The organism is Candidatus Zymogenus saltonus, assembly GCA_016929395.1.
Taxonomy (GTDB): Bacteria; Desulfobacterota; Zymogenia; order Zymogenales; family Zymogenaceae; genus Zymogenus; species Zymogenus saltonus.
Genome location: JAFGIX010000088.1, coordinates 14,870 through 41,093, shown reverse-complemented (window position 1 = coordinate 41,093; position 26,224 = coordinate 14,870). Strand labels below are relative to the sequence as shown.

The 26,224-nt window shown below is 54.4% G+C and carries 25 protein-coding genes; 2 read left to right on the top strand and 23 right to left on the bottom strand.

Translation table 11 applies throughout. The features are described from left to right. Positions 1 to 72: 72 nt before the first annotated feature. From JW984_16485 to zupT, 14 genes are all read right to left on the bottom strand, one after another. Positions 73 to 531 carry a hypothetical protein gene (locus JW984_16485; protein ID MBN1574795.1) on the bottom strand — a complete coding sequence of 153 codons (459 nt, stop codon included), beginning with the start codon at positions 529 to 531 and terminating at the stop codon, positions 73 to 75. 504 nt (positions 532 to 1,035) lie between these two features. Beyond that, positions 1,036 to 1,992 (bottom strand): flippase-like domain-containing protein, encoded by a 957-nt coding sequence (locus JW984_16480; GenBank protein MBN1574794.1) that lies wholly within the window; start codon positions 1,990 to 1,992, stop codon positions 1,036 to 1,038. A gap of 269 nt (positions 1,993 to 2,261) precedes the next feature. Beyond that, positions 2,262 to 3,623, bottom strand: a complete 1,362-nt coding sequence (locus JW984_16475; protein MBN1574793.1) for an Nramp family divalent metal transporter — start codon at positions 3,621 to 3,623, stop codon at positions 2,262 to 2,264. A 47-nt stretch (positions 3,624 to 3,670) separates the two neighbouring features. Further along, the gene (locus JW984_16470) at positions 3,671 to 6,319 is read right to left on the bottom strand and encodes a hypothetical protein (protein ID MBN1574792.1); all 2,649 of its coding nucleotides are present in this window, start codon (positions 6,317 to 6,319) and stop codon (positions 3,671 to 3,673) included. Further along, positions 6,319 to 7,590, bottom strand: coding sequence for an MFS transporter (locus JW984_16465; protein MBN1574791.1), 1,272 nt, complete (start codon positions 7,588 to 7,590; stop codon positions 6,319 to 6,321). Before JW984_16465 ends, JW984_16470 begins: the two co-directional genes overlap by 1 nt. Before the next feature lie 94 nt (positions 7,591 to 7,684). Continuing rightward, a complete protein-coding gene (locus JW984_16460) occupies positions 7,685 to 8,377 on the bottom strand; it encodes an MBL fold metallo-hydrolase (protein ID MBN1574790.1) in 693 nt (230 codons plus the stop codon). A gap of 78 nt (positions 8,378 to 8,455) precedes the next feature. After that, a complete protein-coding gene (locus JW984_16455) occupies positions 8,456 to 9,424 on the bottom strand; it encodes an NAD(P)-dependent oxidoreductase (GenBank protein MBN1574789.1) in 969 nt (322 codons plus the stop codon). Then, positions 9,421 to 11,052, bottom strand: a complete 1,632-nt coding sequence (locus JW984_16450; GenBank protein MBN1574788.1) for a dihydroxy-acid dehydratase — start codon at positions 11,050 to 11,052, stop codon at positions 9,421 to 9,423. The genes JW984_16455 and JW984_16450 overlap by 4 nt, the downstream gene beginning before the upstream one ends. A gap of 14 nt (positions 11,053 to 11,066) precedes the next feature. Further along, positions 11,067 to 12,314, bottom strand: a complete 1,248-nt coding sequence (gene larA, locus JW984_16445) for a nickel-dependent lactate racemase (protein MBN1574787.1) — start codon at positions 12,312 to 12,314, stop codon at positions 11,067 to 11,069. Positions 12,315 to 12,348: 34 nt separating this feature from the next. Next, on the bottom strand, positions 12,349 to 13,056 hold the full coding sequence (locus JW984_16440) for an RraA family protein (protein ID MBN1574786.1): 708 nt from the start codon (positions 13,054 to 13,056) through the stop codon (positions 12,349 to 12,351). Positions 13,057 to 13,212: 156 nt separating this feature from the next. After that, positions 13,213 to 13,905 (bottom strand): FadR family transcriptional regulator, encoded by a 693-nt coding sequence (locus JW984_16435; GenBank protein MBN1574785.1) that lies wholly within the window; start codon positions 13,903 to 13,905, stop codon positions 13,213 to 13,215. Positions 13,906 to 14,153: 248 nt separating this feature from the next. After that, the gene (locus tag JW984_16430) at positions 14,154 to 15,086 is read right to left on the bottom strand and encodes an alpha/beta fold hydrolase (GenBank protein MBN1574784.1); all 933 of its coding nucleotides are present in this window, start codon (positions 15,084 to 15,086) and stop codon (positions 14,154 to 14,156) included. Positions 15,087 to 15,186: 100 nt separating this feature from the next. Then, complete coding sequence (locus JW984_16425; protein ID MBN1574783.1) at positions 15,187 to 15,828, bottom strand: methyltransferase domain-containing protein; 642 nt, start codon at positions 15,826 to 15,828, stop codon at positions 15,187 to 15,189. A 19-nt stretch (positions 15,829 to 15,847) separates the two neighbouring features. Continuing rightward, on the bottom strand, positions 15,848 to 16,606 hold the full coding sequence (zupT, locus tag JW984_16420) for a zinc transporter ZupT (GenBank protein MBN1574782.1): 759 nt from the start codon (positions 16,604 to 16,606) through the stop codon (positions 15,848 to 15,850). 315 nt (positions 16,607 to 16,921) lie between these two features. On the opposite strand from zupT, the gene JW984_16415 reads away from it, so the two are divergent. Together JW984_16415 and JW984_16410 are read left to right on the top strand one after the other, a co-directional pair. Continuing rightward, complete coding sequence (locus JW984_16415; protein ID MBN1574781.1) at positions 16,922 to 17,452, top strand: hypothetical protein; 531 nt, start codon at positions 16,922 to 16,924, stop codon at positions 17,450 to 17,452. Positions 17,453 to 17,662: 210 nt separating this feature from the next. After that, positions 17,663 to 18,247 carry a hypothetical protein gene (locus JW984_16410; protein ID MBN1574780.1) on the top strand — a complete coding sequence of 195 codons (585 nt, stop codon included), beginning with the start codon at positions 17,663 to 17,665 and terminating at the stop codon, positions 18,245 to 18,247. A 288-nt stretch (positions 18,248 to 18,535) separates the two neighbouring features. Here the strand turns inward: JW984_16410 and JW984_16405 are convergent, their stop codons facing one another. The 9 genes from JW984_16405 to JW984_16365 all read right to left on the bottom strand — a co-directional run bounded on the left by JW984_16405 (position 18,536) and on the right by JW984_16365 (position 26,200). Next, the gene (locus JW984_16405; GenBank protein MBN1574779.1) at positions 18,536 to 18,976 is read right to left on the bottom strand and encodes a hypothetical protein; all 441 of its coding nucleotides are present in this window, start codon (positions 18,974 to 18,976) and stop codon (positions 18,536 to 18,538) included. A gap of 49 nt (positions 18,977 to 19,025) precedes the next feature. Beyond that, on the bottom strand, positions 19,026 to 19,472 hold the full coding sequence (locus JW984_16400) for a winged helix-turn-helix transcriptional regulator (protein MBN1574778.1): 447 nt from the start codon (positions 19,470 to 19,472) through the stop codon (positions 19,026 to 19,028). Between the two features lie 412 nt (positions 19,473 to 19,884). Next, on the bottom strand, positions 19,885 to 20,421 hold the full coding sequence (locus JW984_16395; protein ID MBN1574777.1) for a hemerythrin domain-containing protein: 537 nt from the start codon (positions 20,419 to 20,421) through the stop codon (positions 19,885 to 19,887). A gap of 319 nt (positions 20,422 to 20,740) precedes the next feature. After that, positions 20,741 to 21,664: a radical SAM protein gene (locus JW984_16390; GenBank protein ID MBN1574776.1), complete on the bottom strand. Its 924-nt coding sequence runs from the start codon at positions 21,662 to 21,664 to the stop codon at positions 20,741 to 20,743. A gap of 145 nt (positions 21,665 to 21,809) precedes the next feature. Next, positions 21,810 to 23,165 (bottom strand): FAD-dependent oxidoreductase, encoded by a 1,356-nt coding sequence (locus tag JW984_16385; GenBank protein ID MBN1574775.1) that lies wholly within the window; start codon positions 23,163 to 23,165, stop codon positions 21,810 to 21,812. Positions 23,166 to 23,241: 76 nt separating this feature from the next. Next, the gene (locus JW984_16380; protein ID MBN1574774.1) at positions 23,242 to 24,432 is read right to left on the bottom strand and encodes an FprA family A-type flavoprotein; all 1,191 of its coding nucleotides are present in this window, start codon (positions 24,430 to 24,432) and stop codon (positions 23,242 to 23,244) included. 44 nt (positions 24,433 to 24,476) lie between these two features. Further along, on the bottom strand, positions 24,477 to 24,848 hold the full coding sequence (locus tag JW984_16375) for a hypothetical protein (protein MBN1574773.1): 372 nt from the start codon (positions 24,846 to 24,848) through the stop codon (positions 24,477 to 24,479). A 278-nt stretch (positions 24,849 to 25,126) separates the two neighbouring features. Next, positions 25,127 to 25,414, bottom strand: a complete 288-nt coding sequence (locus JW984_16370; protein ID MBN1574772.1) for a rubrerythrin — start codon at positions 25,412 to 25,414, stop codon at positions 25,127 to 25,129. A gap of 78 nt (positions 25,415 to 25,492) precedes the next feature. Beyond that, positions 25,493 to 26,200 carry a peroxiredoxin gene (locus tag JW984_16365; GenBank protein MBN1574771.1) on the bottom strand — a complete coding sequence of 236 codons (708 nt, stop codon included), beginning with the start codon at positions 26,198 to 26,200 and terminating at the stop codon, positions 25,493 to 25,495. Between the last annotated feature and the right edge of the window lie 24 nt (positions 26,201 to 26,224).

Below are 26,224 nucleotides of genomic sequence, written 5' to 3'. Positions count from 1 at the left end.
TATAATAACCGTTATAATGATGATATATTCGAAATTGTAGTTTCTTATCTAACTAATTTGGTGGAAAATCGTTTATAATTCCCATATATTATATTCCCTTAGACACCTTTCTAAGTGAAAAGAATCACCTTTTCTTGGCCATTTATATATTCTTTGTCCATTAGTTTCATCAATACAATTATCTAAGTAATCTTGAAACACCTTCTTAAAGAATGGTATATCCTTTTCATCTATATTAGATGATTTGGCAAATTCATTTATGTTATCCGTACTTCCCTTTTTAAGAATATACTTTACCACATCATAGGCCCTATTCGGCTGAATCTGGATTATCCCCCTTGCAGGACCGCCATGATATTGCGCTGTCGCAGTTCCGGTGTCACTCTCATGCCAAATCATATACAGCAAATGATACGCCATCCAACATCTTCTGTTTTCATCTAATTCTGGATCAGTTTGATCCAATACAAAATTTAAATCGTTTAAGATGCTTCTAAATCTGTCTATTTTCGCTTGATCTATTCTGGACATGACCGCCTCATTATATAATCATTTATTTTAATGATTTTCTGGCGAATATTTACTTCACTTTACCGCGTGATGCCGAGAAAAAAGTTCAAACAAAAACGCCTTATACCAAACGCTACTATTAAAAATAATTGTTTTTACAAAGAACATTTATCATGATATTAATTATATTGTCAAGAAAATTGTCATGATTAAGAAATTATATTCAATATAAACCCATTTATATCATCAATATATTATAAAATTCATAAAATTTCTGCCCTATGAATAGAAACAAAAGAAGGTCCTATCCTTTTAGAATCCCTTTTCCAAAGAATCCGACATATAACACACTGCATGCAGTGCAGAGGTTATCGCAGATAAAATCAAACCTAATGATATTGGAATGAAGGATATGGGCCGACTTGTCGCCACCTTAAAAGGCTCAATTTCCATATGAGTATATCCGTTTTGTAAGGGAGCGGCATCGCCTAAAGTGGCCCCTTTTCCACGGAGGGGATAGATTGACTATTTCGGTTGAGAGTCGGAGGTGGGCGGTTTTTCCTTTGGTGTCGAAAATCTTTTCTTCAGCCCATTATGGATTACGAAAAGGAGTGACAACAGGAGGATGGATCCAAAGATAAGGAGCCTCTGATTGACCAGAAAACTCGCGCTGTTTAGGGACGGAACTTTATAAAAATAGAGCACCCCCGCCCATCCCGCCTCCACGAGACCCAGCCCGCCCGGAGTAATTCCCACGATCATGCTCCCCTGCACGATGGCCGTCCCCATAAAGACCTTCGCGAAAGCGAGGTCTATCTGGCAGAGCCTCATTATGAATAGAAACCTGATCGCTGACAGTAAAAATTTCCCGATCGTGAGGAAAAAGAGGAGCCAGCGCAGTCTTCCCGATACCATGGTTCTTAATTGTTTTAAAATATCCCGTTTTGGGAAAAACCTTATGAAGATGGATATGACCGCCGGCATAAGGGATATGCTTATTGCAAAGAGGACCGCCGAAACGAGAGGCACAATCGACGTATAACGTTCAAATTCCTCGAACGCCACCACCACCGGAATCGTCACTATTATGCATCCGAGGAGTATCCCTATAAGGAGCTTATCGAGTATTATTGCAAACGTGCCCCTTTTTAAGTCTATGCCGATCGATTTAGTATAGAGAAAGCGGCTTCCCATATCGCCGAACATCTGGCTTGTGGAGTGACCGACAAATCTCCCCATGATAATGTATCTGAGGAGAGTTATGAGATCCCCTTTTTTTGAGAAGTGGTTTATGATTACGTGGAGCTTCCAGGCATCCATAAAGTTAACTATAAAAGTCAGGATGACAACCGGCCACGCCATAAGCCAGTTGATCTTAAAAAGCCGGTCGATATCCTTGAAGCCGCTGAAGAGCGCCACTACTACGAAAAAAAGGAGAAGACCTATCGTGAACTTCAGGATTGTCTTTATAGTTTTTTTCAAGTCACTCCTTTTTTACGCATAGTCTATGTCGAGCGTTCCGCTCTTTGGTTCAGGGTTCATTCTTTTGCTTAAAAATTAAAGCACTATCTTATAGACCTGTTCGGTTAAAGTCAATAGACATTTTCTTGGACAGCCTTGAAACAAATTCTAAACAGCGCGAGAGAACTGGGCCGAACCCGTTAAGGCCGCACAGACTATTGAAGACGGAGGGGAGCTGGAAATACCGTTTGTCATTTAGCGGATCTTTGAGTTATGACGATACTCTTAAGTTACATCGAGAAGTCTACCCCCTTTACTACGGCCATTACGAGAAGGACAATAAAGAAGATGAAAAACAGGACCGACAGATACGACATAATAATCGTCGCCCGCCTGGGCCTGAAGTCCGCCGGAAGCGTCTTCGTGCAGATATGGATTGCCATGACGCCGACTATGGGGAGAAGAATCGTGTCGATGACCGCGGTTACCTGAAGGAGCAGAACCGGCGCCTGTATGACGGTGGTGAAGAGGCTGGCGAAAATCACGTAGACGATCAAAAACGTCATATAGAAGAAGTGCTCCGGCCTCTTTGTCTTCGACTGGGCCTTGACCGCCCCGCCCGCCACGCGACACAATCCGTCGGTGTCCGCAAGGAGCGTGCTGTAGAGGGTACCGACTACGCCGACAAGAAAGATCATCACGGCCCCGGGGCCGTAGAACTCCCCAGCGATTTTTGCCAGCGAAATCCCCAGTCCCTCCCCCTCCGGCACTATGCCGAGGGGGTTGAGGATAATCGCCCCGGCTATGATAAATCCCACCGTCAACACGGCGGTCAGGATCATGTTTACCAAGAGATCGGTCCGGTTTATCGAGATCCAGCTTTTTATCGCCTTGACCTCCTCGGTCGAGGGGCGGTCGATCATCGCCGATGCGCCGCGGCCGCTCGCCTTCGTCCAGAGGGAAAACCAGATAGTGCCCATCGCCCCCGCCCCCGACCAGCCGAGGAGCGGGATCAGCTCCCTGAGGGACTCCTCCGGGACGTTCGGGACAAGTCCCGCGGCCATCTCAGAAAGGGGCGGGAAGCGGCGAAGGACGGCGTAGAAGATGAAGCATACGATTACGATCATCAAGAGCCTCGATGCGTACTCCAGTCCCCGATAGCTCCCGAGAAAGAGGATTATCCCGACGAGGATCAGAGCAATCATCGACCAGACGACGTAGGGGACGCCTGAGTATATTGCAAAAAGGGCGCTCCCGACGGTAAGGGCGATGCCGCTCATACCCGCCACGCTGGCCACGAAGAACGCCCAGAAGAGCCAGAGTATCCACCCCTTCGGCAGGGTCACGGGGCCTATCCTCGTCTCGATCCTCCCGAAGGCGGCGATGACGTCCTCGCCGGTGACTATGGTGTATCGCCCCACGAGCTCCGTTATGAAGTACTTGAAAAAGAGGGAGACGACAGGCACCCAGATCAGGAGAAACCCGAAGATCGCCCCGGCCCTCGTTGCAAAGACGAGCTCCGCCACGCCCACGGAGCTTGCCGCCCAGACAAGCCCCGGCCCCAAGATCAAAAGTCTGCGCGGCCCGATTGGGGGTCGGGAGATCGACTCGGTCTTTGCCTTTTCCGTTGGTTTATTCATATCCTTCGACATTTTTCTCCCCCTTTAATGTATCAAGGTTTGAAAAAGTAATTTACTTCTCATTTAGTCTCCTCCCCGATCCTGACGGCGCGTATCCCCCAGGGTGGAATCGTAAGCCTGGAACCCGTCAGCTCCTCCCCCCCCACGCCCAGCCCCAGGGGAGCGGAGTATACGGGGCCTCCCTCGGCCGTGACGATCTCGGCCTCAACCTTACCGTCCGAACCGTTCCAGAGCCTGGCGTAGATTTCACCGCCGCGAACCAGAAACGCCGTGATAATAACCGACTTCGGCGAAACCGAAAGCGCGCTGAAAGGAGGTGGTAGCTCTCCCCGCTCTTCATCTTGCCCCCCTCCCCTAAATATCGCCAGGAGGGGCAGCCTGACCTCCGCCGCCGCGATCTCTGCTTCCTCCCGCGATGCGTAGGGCGCGATCGCGTATCTGAAGGTCTCTTTGCCTCTGAGCATCGTGTATTTCGAGCGCCCTCTCGTGATCGAGTCGTCGCTGGCATAGATCCACTCCTTCGGCCCCCAGGCGAGGACGTTCCTGAAGACACCGGTATTGCGGTCGAGGTAATAGCCCCTCGTCCCCCTGTTGATCAGCGCAAGGCCGCGGCCGTCACCGTCTTCGATCCCGACCCAGGATGCGCTGGCGGCCCGCTCCCCCTTAATCTCGCCGATCCAGAAGGGGGATGCGCACCACATCCGCTTTTTGGACGATTTGAGCGCGAGGCAGAGTTTCCTTTCGTCCTGGACGGAGCAGGCACGCCCCGGCTCATCGTCCTCGATCTGCGGGCCGAGGTATGCGCCCTCTTCTCCGAAGTCGATCCCCACCCTCCCGGCGATCCTCCCCGTCCCCCGGTACTCGGTGAGCGTCTGGATGAATGAAAGTCCGGCAACGCTCCCCTCAACCTCTATGCGGCTGAAGACCGGGCCGTCGGCGACCCATTTTACATTTGAGGCCGAATCTCTCGAATCGTGCGCCCTCCCGTCCCGTCCGCAGGTGAGAAACGGCCCCTCGATAACTACCCCGCCATTCCCGTTAATTAGAGAGACGCGCCCCTCCGGCGAGACGTCAAGCTTCAGCCCGATCTTCCCATTCGCCTCACGGAATCTATCTTTGCCTTTGGAATCGCTCGCCGGTATCAGCTTCAGGTGCACAATTCCGAGAGACGGCGCATGAACTAGGGCGCCCAGCCTGACACTCTCCCCATCCTCGGCCGCCACCTGGCATGGCTGGCATGGATATTCCAAAAGACCGTCCGTCAGGGCGACGGAGTTTGGGGTCGACGGCAAGGCTTTCCGCGGCACCGACACCTCCACGTAATCGAACCTCTTGTTTCCCGCCGGATTGAAGACGATCACGTCTCCGCCCGGCCTTGACGAGAGCCTCGACAGGGCCTCTCTTGCGACCGCCTCTGCCGTGTCCCTGGCGGATTTCGCGTAGTCGATTGCCACAGTGGACATCGAGGTCCCGTGCGCCCTGGAGTGCCACGGCCCGCAGACGTAGAGATCGTGGTGTTGAGCGAGGCAAAACGACTTCCACGCGTCGATGAGTCGCGCCTCCTGACTTGAGTAACCGAAGAAACGCGCCGCCGCGTCCAGCCGCTCCCCGACGATCAGCGCACTCTCGGCCGCGGCCGCGGCCCTGGGAACGCCCTCCGCCTCGAGCCCCCAGGGGAGGGTGCAGGGGATGTCGTCCAGATCGTGAAAGATAGACTCGGCCGGGGGGTCGGCCGAACGGGCGTATTCGGATACGGTCGTGAAGCTGACGTTTTCCATCTTGGCCATCTCAACCCCCCTCGGAAGCGGGGCCTCCGGGATGTTTACGTCCTTGAGGTCAGCCACGAGCGGGCTGATGATCCCGCGCCTCCTTGCCTCCTTCTCAAACGGCGCCAGGCTCTCGGGCGCCCAGTCCGGGATGTCATCCCCCATCGAGAGGGAGCCGGCGGCCAAGCCGGGGTGGTCCTTCAGCTGACGCTCGTAATTTTGGAACTTGTACCTGGGGATCGTCGGTATCCCGCTCCCGTCCGGAGACAGCCACGAGACCATCTCAGCGTCGTGGCCCGGATCTGTCCCGAAGGACGCCCACTGGGTGCGAAAGACGGCCCTCTTGTATCCGAAGGCGGTTAATATCTGCGGAAGCTGGGGGAAGCAGGAGGGCTCCTGGGAGTAGAAGGTCGTGACGTCACAGCCAAGGGCGGATCGAATCTCCCCGGTTCCGAGCTCGATCTGGCGCAGGAACGACTCCCCGCTCTCGGCGGCGGCGAAGGGCTGGGCGTAGGTGCCGTTTACAAGCTCGACCCGCCCCGTCCCTATCCCCCGCCGGATCAGCCCTGCCCCCTTGGGATATTCCCTTCCCATCCACTCGTAGGTGTAGGCATCGAGGTCAAGAACGACCTTAAAGCGATCGTCGCAAATCGCCCTCTCGATGGGGGGCCTGAGGCAGAGGGGCCAGTTGTAAACGCTCCAAAGTCCCCCTCCCCGAATCCCAAGCCAGTCCCAGAAAACCACACCCCCGTGGTAGCCGTCCACCAGATATAGCCTCCCCTTGGGCGGCTTCGCCCCCGGCTCCCGGCGCGCCTCCCTGCGGTCACTAAGGCGCATCTTGAGTCCGATTACCCCGACGGCCGCGCGCGCAACGGCCCGGAGCACAAGGGGTGGCATCCGCTCGCTCGTGAGAATCTCCCTTGCGCGCTCGAAGAGGCTCATCAGACATCTCCCGATGTCGGGCCTTCCCCACCGGCAACCTTTTCGGGGTGAACGAACTGAAGGACGATCAGCGCCGCCAGCATACAGATCCCCGTCAGGACGAAGACCGCCCGATACGTCCCGAAGATGTCGGCGAGCCACCCCGCCAACGCGGCGGAGAAGATTGCGCCGGAGGAGGAGAAAAACGTGTTTATCCCCCAGAACTCGCCTATCCTCTCGTGGGGCGCGAGCTCCGTGAGGAGCGGATAGGAGAGCACCGTGTGAAACGTGTTTCCGATTCCGATGGCCACGATGAGAAGGGCAAGGATGGGAAGCGACCTAACGAAAAAGGCAACCACGAGAGCGGCGACGCCGAACAGCGCAAGGCCAAACTGCAGAAGCCTCTTCCTGCTTATCCTGTCCCCCAAGACGCCCACCGGCACGGCACAGAGCGCAGTCAAACCCAGAAGGAGCGCCGCCAGAATCTGGGCGACCCCCGCGCTCACCCCCGGCACCTCCCGGCTGGCGAAGAGGGTCAGGAAGGGGGTGGCGGCGTTTATTCCGAACCAGAGCAGCAGCTGGGAGACAAAAAACTTCAGGGCCTCCGGGTAGTCTGGGAGAGACTTCAGGTGCTCCTTCAGCTTCATCGGCTGTCGAATCTCTACGTTCTCCCGCCGCTCCTTTATCCCGAAGGACGTTATGAGGTAGGTCAAAAACATCCCCCCGCCCACGAAGTAGAAGCAATACGCGGGATTGATATTCCACAGGATCAGTCCGCTTATCAACGCAAAGGAGAGCTGTCCAAAGGCGATGAAGAGGGTGGAAATGCTGTTTAACGTGCTTCGCTGCCCCGGTGGCGCGATATCGGACTGGAGGGCGATGTACGGGTCGACCCCGATGTTAAATATAAGGGTGAAAAAGAGTATCGCGGCGATGAGGAGGATAAATGTCGGCCGAAAGGAGCAGTAGACGAGAAGGGCAACGACAATCGGCATCCCCAGGATGAAGAAGGGTGTGCGTCTCCCTATCGGCGTCCATATCCGGTCACTCCAGGCGCCTATGACCGGCTGCACCATCGCCCCCTCGAACGACCGCGTGCTGGAGAGGATCCCGATCAGGGCGTCGTTAGACGTGTAGCTCCTCAAAAACAGCGGCAGCGTAAAGTTGTTGAAGGCGTAGAAGAGGCCCATCCCGAGGCTCGCCGAGCTGTAGGTGAACATGCGGGATAGCGATATCCGCCCCTGCGCCGGCGGAGCCGCCATCCCCCTTTGATCTTGTGAGCGTCCTTCCATATAGTGTCCTCCATTGGCCCCGGTGGTATGTGATGAGATCATCGGCCTTAACCGGGGCATCCTAGTTGTTCTAATAATTATCCCAAAAGTTGTTTTAAAAGAAGATTTCCACCGTCTTCCCGTGCTCCGGCACCACGAGGCGCGATGTAACTTTCCATTTACTTAACGTCTCGGTGTCCACGGTCTTCCCCTTCACCTGAAAGTGGATAGGGACAGTAACCTTCGGCCCAACCTCCTTGACGAGGCGGGCCGCGTCTTCGAGCTCCATTCCGTCCTTCCCCACGAGGGGATAGGTCGATGCGGCGCTCTGCAGAAAGACGCAGTCGAGGTCGAACCCTTCGAGGAACTTCACGATCTCCCCGTCGTAGCGGGTATCCCCCGAAAAGTAGAAGCACTCTTCGCCCTCAACCACAAATCCCACGGCGTCCCTCGCAAAGGGGTGTGTGGCGGGGGTCGCGTGGACAACAAGGCCCCGAAACTTGCACGAGTCGCCCGGCTTCAGGGAGGTCACGTTTTTCACACCCCCCCGCCTGGCGCGCCTTGCGGCCTTTACGGAGCCGATAACAGGGATCTCCCGATCTGCGGCGAGCTCAACCGCCCTGGAGCACCAGTGATCCACGTGGTTGTGGGAGACGAGCATAAGGTCGATCGGGTCGATCTTCTCCGGGTCGACAGTCAGGGGGACGCCCCTGAGAAACTCGAACGACCCCCACCACGGGTCTGTCATGATCGAGACGCCCGAGGTCTTTATCATAAGGGTGCTCTGCCCTATCAGCGTAATCTCCATAGTCTCCTCCACTTATGGTTACGGGGGTTTACGGGACGATGATCCCCTTCTTCCATTATAGGCAAAAAATTCCCACTTTCAGCCTCCCACCTCCATCCTCTTGATATGGTCGTCGAAGGCGGCCTTCGCCGACTCGATGTCGTCCTTCTTCGGCCGCCAGCCGATGAGTTCCTTGGCGCGGCTGTTGTCGAAGACGTAGTCCTTAAGGGCGATCTCCAAATGCTGCGGCTCGATGGGGGAGAGCCCCATAGCGGATAGCCCCCTGACGACAATCCTCGCCGGCAGGGCCGGAATCGAGATGAATTTGGGGCGCCTCCCTATATGCTCGTAGAGGGCCTGGGCCATCCCGCGAAGGGTGGGGACGTTGTCGCTCCCCAGGTTCATCACGGCGCCCACCGCCTTCGGGTGCTCCAGGGCCAGAAAGAGGGCGTCGGCCACGTCGGCCACGTCCACCATCTGGAGCCTCGACCTACCCCCGCCCGGAAGGAGCGTCGCCTTTCCCCGGTATACCGCCTCCATCTGGGAGACCAGAAACGGCTCGTTCTGTCCCGGCCCGTTTATTGTCGGCGGACGGAAGATCGTAATGTCGAGCCCCTCCCTCCCGTAGTCCCGGCACATCTTCTCGCACTCCACCTTCTCCCTGCCGTACTGACAGATCGGGTTCATCGGGGCGTCCTCCGGACAGGGGGTCGGGACGTCGATCCCGTAGACCTCCACCGAGGAGGTGTAGACCAACTTCTTGATTTTATTTACCTTTGCCGCTTTAAGGATGTTTGCCGTCCCGTCCACGTTTGTCTTTTGCATCCTTTTCTCGTCTCTCACGAACTGGGCCAGCGCCGCCGCAAGGTGGAAGACGGCGTCGACGCCTTTAACCGCCCTGTTTACCGCCTCCCCGTCGGCGATGTCTATGAGATGCTCAGAAAACCGCCCGTCCCTTATCCCGGAAGGCTTGATGTCGATCCCGACCACCTCGTGACCGCGACTCAGGGCGGCGGCGGTCACGCACCTCCCCAGATACCCGGAGCTTCCCGTTATCGCTATCTTCATTTTCCATCCTCCACTTTGGTTACGCACCCCCTGTACGCCTGGGAGACGAGGGCGGCGTATTTAGACAAGGCCCCCGTGAGAGACCGCTTTTCGGGCTTCCTCTTTTCGGCCCGTTTCTTGAGAATCTCCTCGCTTACGTTAAACGAGATGTCCCGGTTAGGTATGTCGATTGTAATGATGTCCCCGTCCTCGATCAGCGACAGCGGCCCCCCGACGAACGCCTCCGGGGAGACGTGGCCCACGCACGGCCCCCGGGAGAAGCCGGAAAACCGCCCGTCGGTGATCAGCGCGCTCTTGTCGGCTATCTCCAATTGGAATAAAAGCTCCGTCACGGTGAGGAGCTCCGGCATCCCCGGCCCCCCTACCGGCCCTTCGTTCCTGATGATGATCACCTCCCCGACGCCGAACTCGCCCTTCGTCCCCCCCTCGATGGCGGCGGCCTCGCTTTCGTAGACGTGGGCGGGCCCGGTGAACTTGAGCATCGACTCCGGGATGCTTCCGGTCTTCACCACCGCGCCGTCGGGCGCAAGGCTCCCCCTGAGGATTGCGATCCCTCCGTCCGGGTGATAGGGGTTTTCGAGATCGCGGATAACGTCGTCGTCGGTGCAGGAAAACGGCTCAACCTCTTCGCCTATGGTGCGCCCGGTGACGGTGAGGGCGTCGATCTTTAGAAATTTCACAACCTTTTTGAGCATAACCGGTATCCCCCCGGCTCTATATACGTCGAGGAGAAAGTACGGCCCTGAAGGATATACGCCGAGGATGTGGGGGACTTCCCGCCCCACGTTGTCGAAGTCGTCTATCGAAAGCTTCAGGCCCAGCTCCTCCGCCAGCGCCAGGAGGTGGATAACCACGTTGGTGGAGCAGCCCGCCGCCGCAGTCGTGACGAGGCCGTTTCTCAGCGCCCCCTCGGTCAATATCTTTCTGCAGGAGAGCTCTTCCTCCACCATCTCGACCACCCGCATTCCGCTTTTTTGGCCCATCAGGAATTTCTCGCTGTGGACGGCGTGGGTGGCGGCGGAGCCGGGCAGCGACATCCCCATCGCCTCGACCAGACACTGCATCGACACCGCCGTTCCCATGCCGCTGCACGCCCCCGGCCCCGGGCAGGAGACCATCGAGAGGATCGGCGGCGTTCCCTTCGGGGCGAAGGCGTTGAAGGGGAGCATCGGCCCCCCGGTCACGAAGATCGAGGGGAGGTCGAGGCGGGCCGCCGCCATGAGCTGGGCGGGGACGATCTTGTCGCACCCGGAGAGGAAGACCAGCCCGTCGAATCCGTGGGCCGAAACCATAGATTCCACGGCGTCGGCGATGATCTCCCGCATCGGAAGGACGTACCTCATGCCGGGAAGCCCGTTGGAGTAGCCGTCGCAGGGGGCGATCGTGTTGAACTCGAGGGGGACTCCCCCCGCCGCCAGCACCCCGTCCCTGACCGACCTGGCGAGTTCTCTCAAATGGAGGTGCCCGGGCAAAAGGTCGTTCCACGAGTTGACGATCCCGATCAAAGGCTTGTTCTCGATCTCCTCCCGCCTTATGCCGCATGCCTTCAGGAGCTCCACCCGGATGAGGGCGGTAGCCAGCCTGTCGGCGTCTTTGGTCAGGGCGCCGCTCTTAGGTTTTTTCGCCATTCCCATTGCCATCGCTATATCCTCCAGTAGATCAGAACGCCCGGATTTTCCGCAGTGGAAAGCGCCATATCGACCGCCTCCTGGGGCCTGTCTGCGCCGATAAATCCGAGGCGTTCGGCGTCCTCTTTAGAAATGGAGCCGGACACCAATATCACCTTCATATCCTTCTCCTCCAATATCTTTCCGACCGTAACGATGTGAGATGCGCCGGTCCTGTCGGCGATCTTCCCGTCCATCACCATTTCCCTCACCCGGCGCCAGTCTCTGTAGCCGTGCTCCAAGACCACGGGGTGGTTGTTCGCCACCCCCTCTGGGCATTTTGCAAAGAGGACAAGAATGCCCCCTGCCTTCAACAGCGCCGCCGCAAGGTATATCCCCGCCGCGCCCCCCCAGAGGTCGGGGCGGTCTAAACCTAAGCCGACCACGAGGATGTCCGGGAGGCTCACCGGATAGGCGATGGGGGATGTCTTTTTGAGAAACTCGACGCCTTTACGGTGCGCCTCTACGTAGTGACCGGCAAACACGCCCGATATTTCACGGTCGGCGTTCTCGGTCGTGTTGACGATAAACGACAGCCCCGTCTCGGCCACGATCTCCTCCATCTCGCGGCGGATCGGATTGTCGGCGTTGCCGAAGACGTCGAAGAGAGGGTGGTTGGTGGCCTCCCAGTGAAAGTAGTCGGTGGAACGCTTTCCGGCGATCCCTGGGAGCAGCCCCTTCGCCCCGCCGGAGTAGCCCCCCACCGGGTGGGGGCCGATGTTCCCTACCGAGACGATGAAGTCATGCTCTAGAATGAGGCGGTTGAACTGGACGGGGAGGCCGTCCTTCGTAGTTCCGAGATCGACGAGGGTGGACTCGTCGTCGTATACGTGGTTGACTACGCTATACCCCTCCAAAACATCGGAGTATTTTTGGGCGATCTCCGCCTCCGTCATGGGACGGTGCGTGCCTGTGGCTATCAGGATCGTTATGTCTTCCCTCTTGGCACCGGCGCTATCGATACGGGAGAGGAGGACCCTCACGACCTCCCGAAGGTTGGTGTGACGGCTCTTATCCGGGACGACGACGAGGACTTTACTATTTTTCGATATCGAGTCCTCAATGGTCGGCGCCCCGACGGGATTTGACAGCGCCTCCTCCGTCGCCGAGCACACGTCGTAAAGCGCAGTCACGACCTCCGGCTCGATCTTGTCGATCAGAAGCTCGCCGGGAATCTCGACTGCCACGCGCTCGTCGAAGTATTGAAACTCAAAGAGGCCCATTTCGTTGCCCGATTACCAGATTACCAGATTAGAATTAAAGCTTGCCGTACTTCTTGTAGACGTCAAGCAGAGACTTCCCCCCCCTGATCTCCTGCCTCGACCTCCTCTCCGCCGCGACCACCTCCTCCGCCTCCTTCACGACCGCTTTCAGGTCCACGTCGTTCATGGGAATCACCACCACGCCGTCGCAGTCGGCGAAGATTATATCGCCCGGGTTGACCCTTACCCCGCCGCAGAAGATCGGACCGTTGACCCCCACCAGATCGACCCGGCCGATGGAGTCGGTGGGGATGTTCCCCTTCGCCCAGACCGGAAATTCGATCTCCCTTATCCTGTTGATGTCCCTGATCGGGCCGTCCACCACGGCGCCCTTCACCCCGCCGTAGTACTTGCTGGTGGTGGCCATAAGCTCTCCGAAGGCGCCCGCCCCGAAAAAGCCGTTGGTGTTGACGGCGATCACCTGGCCCTTCTCCATGTTGCCGAATATGGCCGTCAGCGCCTGGGCCACGAATTCGGGATCGTATTCTGCGAGCCTCGTGCTCTTCTTGGTCTTGGCCTCGTCCATCGTAAAGGCGGGCCCGGCCACCACGCTATCTGAGAATATCGGGACGAAGCCGATGTGCATCGCCTGGTTAAAAAAGCCCATACCGTCCAGCGTGTCGGCGACGGCGGGGGTGTAGGTCTTTTCGAGGCGCCCGCAGAGGGTTATGACCTCATCGTGGGAGAGTTGTGTTGTCGACATGACCGCTCCCTCCTTTTTTTCTATATTTAAAGGAAAAATCTACCCGCAGGTTTGACAACCTCTTGCTTTTTTTAAAGCCACTAAAATAGACTATCGACGGCCGAGGCGGCGGGATTCCCTCATCCTTTGGGATACGGGAAAACGCCAGAGCAATATTCAGCTCCCCTCCCTCTCCACGTAAATGCGCGTCACCTCTCTGATGTGCTTTTCCATCTGGCTGTGCGCCTCGTTCGGGTTGCGGGAGCGTACGGCGTCGAAAATCGCATGATGAGAGGAGTACTCCCAGTCGAGGTAGTCCTCGTGCCTCTCCATCAGCGCTCCGCGGACCGCAAAGAGGCCGGCGATCGTCTCTATGAAACGGGTGAATACTATGTTGTGCGTCGCCCTGGCAATCTCCACGTGAAACCTCGCCGCCAGCGGATAGACCACCTCCCCCGATCTGGAGGCGTCCCTGCACCTCTCGAGCAACCGCTCGATTTCTTCGATCTCCTCCTCCGTGTGACGCCGGGCCGCCATGGCGGCTATCGACGGCTCTACCAAGAGCCTGGCCTCGAGGAGGTCTTCGGCGTCCTCGGGTCTCACGAGGGGGGCGAAGATGCTTGCGGGGACCGCGACATCATTGGTCACCTCCCTGACAAACGTCCCCAGACCCGGGCGGATATCGACCAGCCCCATTATGGCCAGGGCCTGAAAGGCCTCCCTGACTGACGACCGCCCCACGTTCAGCTGCAGCATCAGCTCCCGCTCCGGGGGCAGCTTCTTGCCGGGGGGGTAGACCCCCTTGCTGATAAGGTCGATCATCTGGCGTACGATCGACTCGGATATGTTGACTCTGTTTATCGGCTCCATTTTCTCCTACATAATATACATAACATCAGACCATCTGACCTAATCTTACCAAAACCGATTGATTGTGTCAAGCGTTTTTTAAGGGTTTTTTCAAGAAAAAACTATATTAAGGAGGCTTTTAGTGAGTAATCATTAGGATGGTTGGATGGTTTGAGCCTAAATGCGCTCTATAATGAGTTGATTATGCAACAGACGCGACTTTCTGAGGGAAAAGAGGGATATGACGATGAAGATTATCGCTTCCGATCTCAGACCCTCTTCAGAAAGGCATTGACGGCGGATTCCCACAACTCATAATATCTTCTCTCCGTGGGGAAGTGGGCCGCGCCCTCGAGCTCGACGTATTCCTTTATCTTCGACCCCAGTTTCTCATACACCCTCTCCGAATAGACCTTCGGCGTCATCCTGTCGGCCCCCGGCTGGACTATCAGGACAGGCAGGCGAAAGTCCTCGTGTCTCAGCTCGGGTTTGCTCTGTAGAATCAGGCTTGCCGCGCCCCTGAGCGTGATGTGCGTCCCCGCCTGCGGATCGAGCTTGACAAGGTCGTTCATCTCCTTTGAGTCGGTCAGGGTGTCATACGAGATCAGGCTGTAGGTCTTCAGGCGCAGCCTCCCGAAGAGCTTCGAGGCGAGCCAAAACAGGGGCATCAGGGGATACGTGAAGTATCCCGTGTTCGTCTCCTTTACCATGAACTCCTTGTCGCTAAAATCCCACAGGCACCAGCATATCAGCCCGTCGACCCTGTCTGTGATCTTCGACGCTGCCGCATAGGCGAGAGGGCCCCCCATGCTCGCGCCGCCGAGGAAGGGTTTCCCATTGAATCTCTCCCCGGCGTAGTCCACAGCATCCATCAGGTTTTGGACGTGGGCGTTCCACTCGAAGTCCCCCTTCAGCCCCTCGTTGTATCCGTATCCCTGGAGATCCGGGACGACGAGGTTGTGGCCCCTCTTGAAGAGGGGGATTGTGAGGGGCAAAAGGAGCCTCGCGTATCCGGCTATGCCGTGGGCGAAGACGATCGTCTTCGCCCTTGCGTTGCCGGTATCGTACACCTCGAGGTTGATCCTCCGGCCGTTCGAGGCGATCGAGTCGAGCTTAACGTTCTTTTCCCAGTCGGCGATCAGCCCCTCTCCGAACCACCTCTCCATGTAGTTCTTCCAAAAGTCGTCTCCCTGATGCATCATATCTTCCTTTAGGCTTTATATTACATACAAATTGAGTGACCCAGAGACAGGACAAAATATATATAAAGGTATGAGGAATCTTGACCTCTTTAAAGACTTTCTATTTTTTTGGCCTGCCCACAATAAAGGCCAGGGGGATTCGATCCTCGATGATCTCGATCTTCTCTATCTCAAAGCCCGAGTCCGATATAAGCCCGGACAATGACTCTATTGTAAATCTGTGATAGCCGGGAAATCCGGAGAGGGACATCAGCCTCGATAACATCCGTGACTTCAACCCCTCGCCGTGGCAATAGGTCGGGGTGATCAGCTTCCCCCCTTTTTTCAAGACCCGCCTCATCTCAGTTAAGGCCCTCTTAGGCTCCATCATATTGTGAAGGGCGTTGGAGCAGACTGCCGCGTCGAACGAGCCGTCGTCGAAGGGGAGGGCGTAGGCGTCTCCCACGGAAAACCGGGTGTTTTTTATACTTCGCTCTTTTGCCTTTTTCTCGGCGAAGCGAACCATCTCCGGCGTTATGTCGACAGCTTTTACCTCTCCCGCCTTTCCGGCGACCTCGAGGGCGATCAGGCCCGTTCCCGCGGCGACCTCAAGAACCGAATTGCCCTTTTCTATCTCGTCCAATATCTTCCCAATCAGGATTTGATAGCTGATCTTAACCTGTTTTTCCACAAAACGGTCGTAACGGGGAGCGAACCTCCTCCAGAACCGTCTCTCCTTATTTGCTCGTTTTCCATCTTCCATTTACCGCAATCCTCTTCTTCTATAGTAGTGACAAAGAGACGGCCATTACCACCATCCCAAAGATCGCGCCGATTATTGCAACGTGCTCCTCACCCGTCTCGAAGGAGAGGGGCAAAAGCTCGTCGAAGGATATGAAGACCATGATCCCCCCCACCGCCGCCAGCGTCATTGACAGGACGAAGTCGTTGAGAAACGGCCGGAGGATGAAAAACCCGATGATCGCGCCCAACGGCTCCGCCACGCCGGAAAAAAAGGAGTAGAGAAAGGCGGTCTTTCTGCTCTTGGTGGCGTAGTAGATCGGCATCGATACGGCGATTCCCTCGGGGATGTTGTGAACGGCGATCGCCACTGCCAGGGGGATTCCGAGGGAGAGGTCGCTTATCGATGAGAAGAGAACCCCCATCCCCTCGGGGAAGTTGTGAATCGCAATCCCCAGGGCGGTGAAGGTTCCCGTCGCCATCAGCTTTTTGTTTTCCGGGGCGCCTTCCACCTGCTCCTCGAAATAGTTGTGGGGCACGATCCGGTCTATGAGGAACATAAAGATAATTCCGCCGAAAAAGCCGAGGTTTGCGTAAACGAATCCCACCCCGTCGATGGCGTTTCTCAAAAGCTCCACAAAAGAGACGTAGACCATCACGCCCGCTGAAAATCCGAGGGTCACGGAGAGGAAGGAGTGTTTGAACTCCTTGATAAAGAGGGACGCAACGCTCCCTATGCCGGTGGACAACCCGGCGAGGGTGGTGATCAGGATCGGTATCCAGATATTTTCGTCGTTCATATTTCCGCCATAATTCGATTCAGGTCAAGATCACGAAATCACTTAAGGGGCGCAATATTTAATATCTCACCCATGTTTATCCGCTCATCAAATCAGAAATCCGGTATTGAATTTGTTGTGTTGTTTAAAGGTATCTATCGGTCAGTTCGAGTAGTTTTCCCTTATATCATTTTTCCCGGATCGTATCAACAAAAACTTGACTAAAGGGCTTCGGCTCTTGTTTTTTTCTGCCTCACAACCAATAAAAACGTTGACAATCCCTCTTGTTCTAAAGTATTTTCAGTTAAGATGAAGCTTGGGTAATGGAGTATCAAGATGCCCGAAGGAATGAAGCCCGATATGTCCTATTTTCCCTATCGCAGGAAGAAGCTATATCTTTTAATGACAGTCCCCCTCCTGCTAATTTACATCCTCGTATTCATCTACCTCTGGTCTATCAACTTTATCCTCTCCCTGATATTTCTGTCGCTTTACCTAATAATGTGTTTTTTCATGGCGTACTGCTGCGTCTATCAGGACTGCCCCTATGTCGGCGGATTCTGCCCGGGCGCGGCGGGCCTGATGCCGGCGAGCATATTAGCGAAGCTAATCTGCGGAAATAGAAAGATCGTAAAGTCAAAGTGGATGTTTGATATAAACGCCTCGACCGCCTTCCTCGCCTTTCTGGGTATGCCGTTCTTCCCACTCTACTGGTTAGCCAAACTCGGTATAGTATATGCTATAGGCTATTTTTTGATACATTTAGTATATTATCTGGTTTTCCTATTAAAGATTTGCGAGGTCTGCGCCATCAAACATATATGCCCCGGCGGCAGGTTTCGAGACAAGGTTTTCAAGGGTCGGTGATTGGATAAAGAATCTCTTTTCTTCAGTACAACAATCCACCACTTTAAGATAATTTCTCCGCTTATATCCTTCCTGGCTTTATAGACAAAAATATCAACCCATCCTTAACCAAGATTTATCTCGCGGTTTTAATTGCCTCCTATTGACTTCTGACCATTTTCGTAGTATTCTGAAATTAAGTCGTGTTATCAATTATTTGGGGGTTAAAAAATGAAGAGATTAATATTAAGTTTTGTTATTACGGCGATGGCGCTCTCCATTGCCCTGGTCGGAAGCGCCCTGGGCGCCGGGTCGAAGGTGGTGAGTCTCTACTCGCTGGAGATCAGGTGCTACCTTGTCGACTCGGATTCCGTAACCAAGTTCGTGGATGAGGTCAACGCCGGGACGCTTTCGGGCGATGAGGCGTCAAACGCCTGGAGGGGACTCCTTAGGGAGGGAAACGCAAAGTCCGAAGAGCTAAAGATCGGGGGCGTGGACACGAGGTTTGTCGGGAAGGCGAAGGTAAAGGGGGATATGGTCAATATCCTCATGATGGATGACATCTACTACAAGGACCCGGTCAACGGGACGTTGAACAAGGGCTCAGTCAGGTTCGACAAGTTAGTGGTCTTCAAGAATGGTAAGGTACACACACTGCCGACGGGCAAATGGATACCCCTTGCCGAGATAGACAAGCTGAAGTCAAGCCCGGTCACGGCCGTGATGAACGTAAACAACGTCGATACGGGCGGCGATGACGGCGACACCGGAAACGGCGACGGCGCCAAGGAAGAAGAGCAGCAGCAAATGGATTAGGTTGAGACTTTTGATTACGGGTATAAGCAGCTTAAACGGAAAGCTAAAGTCAACATATTTGTGCAGTTTTTAGGAATCACAAAAAGGGGCAAACTGTTTGGGATCCGCGTTTTTTATCATTGAAAAGGAACGCTCGCGAAAATCCGAAACAGTTTGCCCTAAAAAAGTCTTTTACTCAAGGATGTCCTATCAGTATAACCAGCTTTTAAGGTGATGCTCGAATTTAATTAGTCTGTCTGCTCCAACGGGGGGCCTAATCCATATCCAGTAAAAAGGCTGAATCACCAATCAGCCCTTCTTTTCAACCAGACTCCTCGAATTAACGTAGCTGTATATAAACAGGACATAGAGGAGAAACGACAATATCCATGAGGGGAGCATACCCTTAACGGTGGCGTAACCGTAGACGAAAAGATATATGTTCGCCAGGTCCAACCCGACCTTTACCGGAAATATCGTGAGGAGCAGGACCCCCCGCCTCTGCACCGGTTTCCTGTCCGCCCATATGAGGAGAAACGTCCAGCCGAGCATGAGCGCCGCGCCAATAGCCAGCGCATACCTGAAGTCGCCCCCGAAGGTTAAGTCCTCGATCCCGTAGATTCTCGCCCCCAGTCTCGGAAAATACATGGGAACCACCCATAGCCCGTCGAGGATCGCCCCGACCCAGTAGCTTATCCTCAGCCACAAGATTCTTCTGTCCACATTTTCCACTTTTTCCACTTTTTCCATATTTTGCCTCCTTTTTAGTTAGTCTAACTAACATTTGCCTTAAAAAAAATCAGTCCTTATTATTAGAACCATTGTAGTTAGAGAGTATCTTTTTGAATATCTCGATCAGCACCTTCGCCTCATCGTCCGAGAGCGCCCCCCTGACCCTCTCCGAGAATTCGGTGAGCGCCCTCACCTCCGCCTCGATAAGCCTCTTCCCATCGCCGGAGAGGCTTATATGGTGAATCCTCCGGTCTTGAAGCGATATCGTCTTATCTGCCAGCCCGCTCTTGATCAGCTTTCCGATCCCCACGCTGGCCGACGCCTTCGACACCTTCAGGTGATCGGCCAGCTCGCTCACCGTGGGGCTCCCCAGCTGGAATATCGCCTCGAGGTATATAAGCTGGTTTACCGTGACTTCCGGGTAGTCGCCCCCCCCGATGATCTCCTCCTTGAACCGCCTCATTGAGGCGTGGACGATCTCGTTTATCCTTATAAGGAGCTGTATAAATTCCATCGTTGCGACCATATATTTAGTTAGTCTAACTAAAATACTACTTCACTATATAAAATATGTCAAGAAAAAAATGGCGGTACTTTGATTTTTTTAAGGTCGATAAACTGGACTTACAAGCGCCACTTTATGAACAATAAAAAGGTGGATTTTTATGATTGGATTATGCCTCTTCTCGCTGCCAAGGCAAAGAAGCGTCCGTGAGAATCAAAAATCGGTTTGCACGAGAATGGGGATGGCTATTCATTTATATAGAAACAAAACGACAGTCTTTGATAACCGCTCTATTACAGGACAACAACAGAACAGTCTTCAATCGAGCTGTTCTATTAACGAATTGAATCCGAAAAATAAAATTTGGCATTATTGAAAATCGGGGAAACCTATTGTCAATACAACTCCTGACCGTTGAAAACTATTTTTCATAAGTTTCAACTACTGACTTATATTTCATGTGGATCATATTTCTATCGAATTCATCGAACTCTTTGAGCATGGCATCCTGCTCTTCCTTTGTAAAGTAATCCAAAATTGGGAAGAAGAAATCTTTATCCTCCTTCCTTATATGCTCGGGATAGAATTCGATTAGCGTGTTTAAGTGCCCAACAATTACATCTAAATCATGCTCTTTGCCATCCTTTAAATAGTTCTCTTTTGCCTGAACCAGATCCCCCGTTACCTTACGGGCGAACTTGTGTTCATCAATCAACTCCTGCATTATTTTCTCGTGATCCGGCGTCATTTTCTTCTTCAGCAGATCACGAAAAAGAATATCCTCCTCTTTCCCATGATGTGTTTTGTCTGCGTATATTCTTATAAAATCGACCACTGTATCGATTAAGACGGCGTTTAGAGTGTTAGTCGCCGTGATACGTTCTTTTTCCCTTCCAATAATTGCGATCATTCGCTCAATAAGACGATGTTCGTGCATTAGAGGCCCTATTGGTTTCATATTTATCCCTCCTTCTTAAAAGCGTCTTTTTAGATACCTTCAGCAAATTTTTTAACCAGATTTGTTCCTCTTTTCAAATCTTCATCTGTAAGTCCTTTGTTGAATGCAAAACGTAATATCAGCTTTCACTTCAAATAATCGATGAATCTCTTGATCTCCCGCTCGGACTTGCTGGACAAGCCGTAGCTTTCGGACCGAAAATTTTTCTTATTTCTTATCCCTTTTTTACCCGCATCATTGAGGAAATGAGCGAAAGTCCTGGAATCTTAAAGAAGTCCCATTATTGGACGCCCCGGCGCTCCTTGAACGGCCCGCCGGATCAAGAATTTGTATCGGCGAAATAGTAGACCTTTTCCCCCACCCTCTTTTGCTCCAGCAGCCCCCTCTCGAAGAGCTCTTCGATATATTTAACCACCTCGTTTCTGTGGATCCCCAGCCCGTCCGCAATGTCGGCCGTCGTGCACGGGCGCCTCTGAAGCATCTTTACAATATCTTCCCGGGTTGAGGCAAAATCCGCCTCCTTATGAATCGACCGGAAGTCCGCGATAACCTCGGCCTGAGGCTCAAACAGCTTCGCGAGCTCCTTCATTCGATTTTGATTAACGGCCAGGGCATATTCCTCGGACGGGGGCCGTGTCACGGTATTGAGCTGAACGCGGTCCGGCCCGATCTTCAGGGCGTGGGCGGCGATCTTTTTAACGTCGTCCACGGCCGCGTTGTAGCCGTCCAGCAAAAACACCTCCAGCCAGAGGTCACCTTTGTGCTCCGACCTGAAGGTGACAAGGCCTTCCACCATCTCCTCAAAGTCAATGCCGTCAACCGGCCTGTTGACCGCCTCGAAGGTCGAGGCGTCGCCGGCGTCCAACGACGGGATCACGAGATTCGCATCGATCAGCCCCCGGCGAACCTCCTTTTGCCACAGAAGCGAGCCGTTCGTCAGGACGGCGACCGGGACATCGGTCATCAAACGAATCGCCTCTATGAGATCGCCGATTCTCGAGTAAAGCGTCGGCTCCCCCGACCCGCTGAGGGTGATGTAGTCGGGCCTTGTATCAAGCTTCTCCTTCAACTCCGATACTATCTTGTCTAAGGGAAACCACTCCCCCCTCTCCATCGTGCGGTTGGTGGTCGCCCCGAGCTGGCAGTAGATGCAGTCGTACGTGCAGGTCTTGAACGGGACGAGGTCAATCCCGAGGGAACGTCCGAGACGTCGGGATGGGACGGGGCCGAAGATGTAACTCATGGTATAAGGTATCTCCTCTGTTTAAGTATTAGAATGTGTCTAAGGGCTGGGCGCGCCCTTAATTAAAATATTGCTTACCCCCCTCAACTGTTCGGACAACCCCACAAACCGGTTCAACAACAGGAGAGGAATTAATCTCGAATCCTCAATCGAGCATGCACTTCTTCGGCATCCGGCTCTCGTCCGGCCTTATGTTTACCCCGTTCTTCTCGAGGAGGGTTTTAACGAGCTTGCCGTCCAGCTCCCTCGGGGAGAGGCCCTCCACCACGGAGAGGGCCGCCGCCGTCCCCGCCGCCTCGCCGGTGCTCATGCAGGTGCCGCTTATCCTCAGGGCGGACTGGGCAACCCTGTCGCTCGATACGCACCTTCCGGCCATCAGGAGGTTTTCCACCTTCAGCGGGACGAGGCTCCTGTACGGGATGTCGAAGGGGGGGTGGTTGTCGTATCTCCCTACCTCAGTGTCGTCTATTGGGTGGACATCTATCATATAGCGGCACGATGCGACCGCGTCTTCAAAGCTCCTCCCGGACAGTGCGTCCTCCTCGGTTATGACGTACTCGCCCGTGATCCGCCTCGTCTCCCTCACATAGATGTTGGTCGCTGTTGTGGCAACGTACGCGTCCTGGAAGTAGGGGTGGTTCTTCAATAAATCCACCGCCTCCCTGATCTGCTTTCTTAAGGCGATGTGCGCCCTTGTCAGGTCTTCCGCCTTCGTGCCGTCGACGTTTTTCACGTGGGCCAGGTTGACAAGGAGCCTCCCGCGGCTCACCGGCATCGGGACGAGGAAGCTCGCATCGTAGGGGATCTCATAGTCTATCCCCTTCTCCCTGGCGAGCCCCATCAGAACCGGCGCCAGGAGAAATATCCCCCCCACCGGGATTGCAGGGTTGTCCTTAAGCTTCCCCTCATTCTGGAGGTGAAAGAGAAGCGACACCGAGGGCATCAACCCGTCCTTCTTTCTCCCCTTCTCGAAGGGTGCGCCGGAAAACGCGGAGACGTCCCCGTCGCCGGTGCAGTCGATGGCCCTCTTTCCCATCACCGCCTGCCTCCCCGACTTGTTTTCAACTATGATCCCTTTGATAGTACCCTCTTCCAAAATCGATCTCACGGCCATCGTGTGAAGGAGTATCTTGACCCCCGCATCGTTGAGCATCTCAAGCGCCACGTCCTTGAAAAGCTCTACGTCGTAGGTGTTTGCCAAGGAAAAATCGTACACGACGTCCGCCGGGTCGTGTTTCACGTACCCGCCCAACTCCGCCATCCTGTCCATGAACTCCCCTATGAGGCCCCCCTTTCCCATCATCTCCGGGAGCGGGTTGACCAGATACGAGGTCGCCGTCCCGCCGAGAAATCCCTCTTTTTCTATGAGAAACGTCTCAGCTCCCCCCCTTGCGGCGGCAAGGGCGGCGAATATACCGGAGGTGCCCCCTCCGCAAACGATTACGTCGACCGAATCGAAAACGGGAATCTCCCGCGAGCTCTCGTGATAGGTATCGCCCATCTTTCAACCTCCTCTCTCGCTATGGATATGATATAACATCAAACAACGAGCACAGCTCAAGCAATGTCCGCTCTTCTTAGAGGCCCTCAGCGAACATCTTCGCCAGATCAGCCCCTTTTTTCAGGTCTTCTTCGGTGGGCCTGCCGTTGAACTCGAAGCTGTCTGTAAGCTCCCACTTCAGGTCGTCGATGAACTTTTTCAGCTCCCGCTCGGCCCCGCCGGACCAGCCGTAGCTGCCGAACCGAAAGAGTTTCTTGTTCTTAATCCCCTTCCTGGCCGCCATGTCGAGGATATGGGCCACCGGCACGAAAAGCCCCGCCTCATAGGTCGGGGCGCCGATAACGACGCCCGACCTCGTCAGGAGGGAGGGAAGCACGTAGCTGACATGGGTCCGGGAGGCGTCAAAGGCCTCGAAGGGGATCCCGGACTTTTTCAACGCCTCGATCACGACGTCGAGCATCATGTCGGTGTTGCCGTACATCGACCCGTGAATCACGGTTATTCCCCTCTCCCCCTCTCCTACCCCGTACGACGCCCACTTCTTATATAGGTCTATGATCCGTCCCGGCTCCTTCTTCCAGATCAGGCCGTGGGAGGGCGCGATGATCTTGACGGGGACGGACGACAGCTTGTCGATCGCCTTCGTAACCATACCGCTGAACTTGGTCACGATGTTGGTGTAATAGCGAAGCGACTCCTTTTCGTAGTAGTCGATATCGGAGCAGGTCTCGTCGAAGATGTTATCCTCGATCGCCCCGTACCCGCCGAACCCGTCACAGGAAAAAAGGACGCCGTCTTTTGTCTCCAGGGTCATCATAGTCTCGGGCCAGTGGACCATAGGCGTGTGGAAGAACTTCAGCGTGCGCGATCCAAGAGACAGCTCCTCGCCGTCCGCTACGGTCACCACCCTTTCGGTGATTCCGTAAAACGCCTCAAGGAGGCCCTTCGTGCGCTCGGTCCCGACGAAGACCGCCTTCGGGGCGGCATCCGCCAGCCTGGCCAAGGCCCCGGTGTGATCCGGCTCCATGTGGTTTATTATCACATAGTCTATCTCCGGGGGACTTGCTATCTCCGCAATCTTGTTTAGCAGGTCTTCCGTCTGGAACGCCTTTGATGACTCTACGATCGCCTTCTTCTCGTCGTCGATGAAGTAGGCGTTGTTTACTATACCCACATCGGTTATGGGCCAGATCCCCTCGAAGAGGTCTGTTGTCCTGTCGTTTACGCCGATCCAGTAGATATTCGGTACGATCTCAATTACTGACATGGAAAAACTCCACTAAAATTAACACTCTAAAAATGAATGAGGTATCACCTGAGATATTTATCTGCCGGCTTCTCTTCAATTCTGATGTTGAACGTCCTCACGTTGTCCGATGAGTTTGTCACCTTGATGATGTGGTATGATGTGAGGGGCGGCCTGAACGTGAAACTGCCGCTATCCGTAGTCGTCCAGACGACCTTGCCTTCTGTGGTCTGCCCTTCCAGCTGCTGTATGATATCGACCTTCAAATCCATTCCGAGATCGGTTACGATCATATAGTCCCTATCGTCCTGAAGAAGAATCCCTTTGGTGAACGGCTCCCCCTTCATGCAGGCATCTTCTATCTCGACGGCAAATAGGGGAATTGAAAAGGATAAGACTATCGACAACATCAGAACTAAAACGATTCTTTTCTTCATTTCAGCCTCCTGAAAATAGTATATATTATAAAATCTCACGAATTTACTCCTTCAACCTCCCCTGAAGATAGCACATGATGTGCCCGCAGTCAACAGTGTTGAAATTCAATCCCTAGATAAAAAAGCCCGGTTCGTATGCCGGGCTTCATTATTCGGCAATAAGATAAAGCGTCAAATCTATCTTCCCGCAAAAAAAGGGGGAGCTTTAAGCCCCCCCTTTTTACTCTGTAGATTTTCAGGATGTTTGATGACGTTATAAGACTTTTGATAAACCGCTGCTACTTCTTGCCGATCAGCTCCTCGACCTCCTCCCTCCCCTCTTCCAGCTCCTCCACCTGCTCCTTGTCCGATCTCAGAAGCAAGGCCATGAACTCCCCGACGTGCTCCTTCTCCTCCTTGGCGATGTCGAGCAAGACCTTCTTAAGATCATTGTCGCTCGCCAGCGCCGCCATCTGCTCGTAGAGGTTGATCGCGTCGAGCTCCGCGATGATCCCGGCCCTTATGATTTCCCGGTCGAGGTCGTCCTTTTTGATCTTGCTAATATCAATCGGTATCTGTGAAAGCATATCCAAACTCCTTTCCTCTAAGGTTAAACAATTCCATGCATCTATATCCTAATCCAATATTTTTTATCAGAAAGCATATCAGAAGGCCATCTCCGGCTTCCATATCTCCCAGACCTTGCCCGAAAGACTGGGGGTTGGACTCAGGGTCTTCTTCCCCGGCTGCCACCCCGACGGTGTCGCTTCGCCCGTCTTCCTGACGTGCTGGAATGCCTTGAGCTGCCTCAACGCCTCCGAGACGTTCCTCCCCACAGAAGGAGTCAATATCTCTATCGCCTGGACGATCCCGTCCGGGTCGATTATGAAGCGGCCGCGCACATTGACTCCCGCCTCCTCGTCATACACCCCGTATACGGTCCCGATTCGGCCGCCGGCGTCGGTTAGCATCGGGTAGGGAAGTCCCCCCTTGACCATCTTGGAGAGCTCCTCCTCCTGCCATATCTTGTGGGAAAACCTGCTGTCGACGCTCATGGCCAGAATCTCCGTGTCCAGCTTCTTGAATTCATCATACTTTACGGCAACTGCCGTAAGCTCAGTAGGTCAAACAAACGTAAAGTCTCCCGGATAGAAGCAAAGAAGTACCCATTTCCCCCTGTACTTGGAGAGCTTGATGTTTTCAAATCCCCCCTTGTAAAAAGCGCTGGCTTCGAAATCCGGGGCCGGCTTACCTACCTTTGCGATCATTACGCGTCCTCCTGTTTGAAACGCCCTTTGTTCCTCCGGCTTTTCCGCGGCCTCAAGCAGCGGCCCGCCCGCCGGCTTTACACATTTGTCTTTTGGCTCCGCCATTTTGCCCCTCCTCTAATAGATTAA